Annotated in this window: 1 protein-coding gene and 2 pseudogenes; all 3 read left to right on the top strand. The window is 72.1% G+C overall.

Annotation, left to right across the window (positions count from 1 at the left end; genetic code table 11):
* Positions 1–564, top strand: a pseudogene (locus ABZ215_RS42120) (hypothetical protein); the annotation flags it as partial.
* Between the two features lie 83 nt (positions 565–647).
* Positions 648–956, top strand: coding sequence for a pilin (locus ABZ215_RS42115; RefSeq protein WP_354956424.1), 309 nt, complete (start codon positions 648–650; stop codon positions 954–956).
* Positions 957–1,059: 103 nt separating this feature from the next.
* Positions 1,060–1,847: pseudogene (locus ABZ215_RS42110) on the top strand (hypothetical protein); the annotation flags it as partial.

The following is a 1,847-nucleotide window of genomic DNA, read 5'->3' as shown; positions in this document are numbered from 1 at the left end:
TGGGCCGCCTACCGTGCCGGCCACGCCTGCGTGCGCGAGGCGCTGGACGCTCCGGTGCCCTCGGGGCACGGCTTCCGTTCCGCCCTGCCGCCGCCTCCGTGGGGGCATCCCGACTTCGTTCTCGCCCGTGCGGTGGCCGAGGGCGCGATCAGCGCTGCGGAGGCCGAGCTGATCGGTGCCACCCGGCTGGAGGGGGTGCCGTTGGTGGATGCCGCGGCGCAGCGGGACATGTCGTACCAGGCCGTGAAGAAGGCCCGGCAACGGGCCGAGCGACGCCTCGTCGCCTACCTCCTCGACGACGCTCCCGCTGCGCCGGGCGAGTCCGATCTGGCGACACAGGTGGCCGACACCATGACCATCACCAACGCCATCGGTCATGCAGATTTGTCACGGGGCGTGACCGACCTGCGCAAGAAAAACGGCGCTTCCGTGTCCCCGCGGGACGCGTCTTGCGGAGTTCAGAGGTGCGGGACGAGACCGGCCTCCCGCGCGCACACCACCCCTTTGCCCGAGCAGCCGCAGCGGCGGCCGGGCTCGACTCCGGGAGAGCCGCGATGCGCCTGACCCGAACCCCCAGCCGACCGCGCAGCCGCCACCAGCACGGCGCGCTCTCACCGCGCACCCTTCGATGCCAGCGCGCGCTGCTGCTGGCCGAACTGATCGCGGCCGCCCTGCTGACGTCCGGCGCGACCGCGCACGCCGACACCGTGGTGCTGGCACTCGCCGGCAGCGTCGAGGAGGTCCTCAACAACATCCGCAACTGGCTGATGGGCATCCTCGCCGGGCTGGCGACCGTGTTCCTCACCATCGGCGGTGTCCGGCGCGTCTTCGGCGGCGGTGACCCCGGCGAGCAGGAGAAGGCGAAGGAGGCGTTCAAGGCCGCCGGCATCGGCTACGTGCTGGCCGCGCTCGCCCCGCTGGTCGTCGAGGTGCTCAAGGGCATCGTGGGGGCCTGAGGCGATGCGCCCCTCGAACAGTCCGGACAAGCGGCAATTCGCGGCACCGCCCACGCAACCCCGCCAATGGTTGACTCGCGGCCGGGCGCTGACCGCCTTGGCGGTGAGCCTTCTCGTTCTGCTCGGCGGCACACTCGCTACCGCGGCGCTCGACCCCGGCTCGTCGATGTCCCCGCCAGCCGCCGCGCAGCCACTGCCGCTTCCGACCGTCGAGCCGTGCGAGCCCGGTTCACCGCTGTGCGACCTGCCCGCGCCGCCCCCGACACCGTCACTGCCCGAGGTGCCGCTCCCGCTGCCAACCGGCACGCCGACTTCGGTCACGTGCTTCCCCGGTTCCCTGCAGGGCGACTGCCTTCCCTCCTCGACCGCCCCGCCGTGCACCGGGGAGGGCTGCATCCCGCAACCGGGCACCACCACGCCGTCCCCCGCGCCGGGTGGTGAGCAGCCCAGTCCGGGCGAGGACAGCAGTGACGAGTGCGGCCTGACGAACATCGGCGCCTGCATCACCGAGGTGATCGACGGGTTCTTCCGCGGCATCGTCGAGAGCGCACTGAACCCGCTGCTGGACCTGCTGTCGAAGACGCTGCTGACCACGCCGACGCCGGACTCGCTGCCGCGGGTCGGTGAGCTGTGGGACAACTCCTGGCAGATCCTGCTCGTCTCCTACGGCCTGCTGATCCTCATCGCGGGCGTCATCGTGATGAGCTACCAAACAGTCCAGACCCGCCACTCCGCGCTGGAGATCGCACCGCGCCTCGTGGTGGGGTTCCTGGCCGGCGCGCTGAGCCTGTGGGTGGCCACCAAGGGCGTCCAGATCGCCAACGCCCTCGTCGCCGCGATCATGGGCGGCGGCCTCGACGCGAACACGGCCGGCGCGGCCCTGCGCGACCT

It is taken from the genome of Amycolatopsis sp. NPDC006131, from assembly GCF_040614175.1.
Lineage (GTDB): Bacteria > Actinomycetota > Actinomycetes > Mycobacteriales > Pseudonocardiaceae > Amycolatopsis_E > Amycolatopsis_E tucumanensis.
Note: the sequence above shows the minus strand (reverse complement) of the source record. Positions and strands in the feature narration are given on the sequence as shown.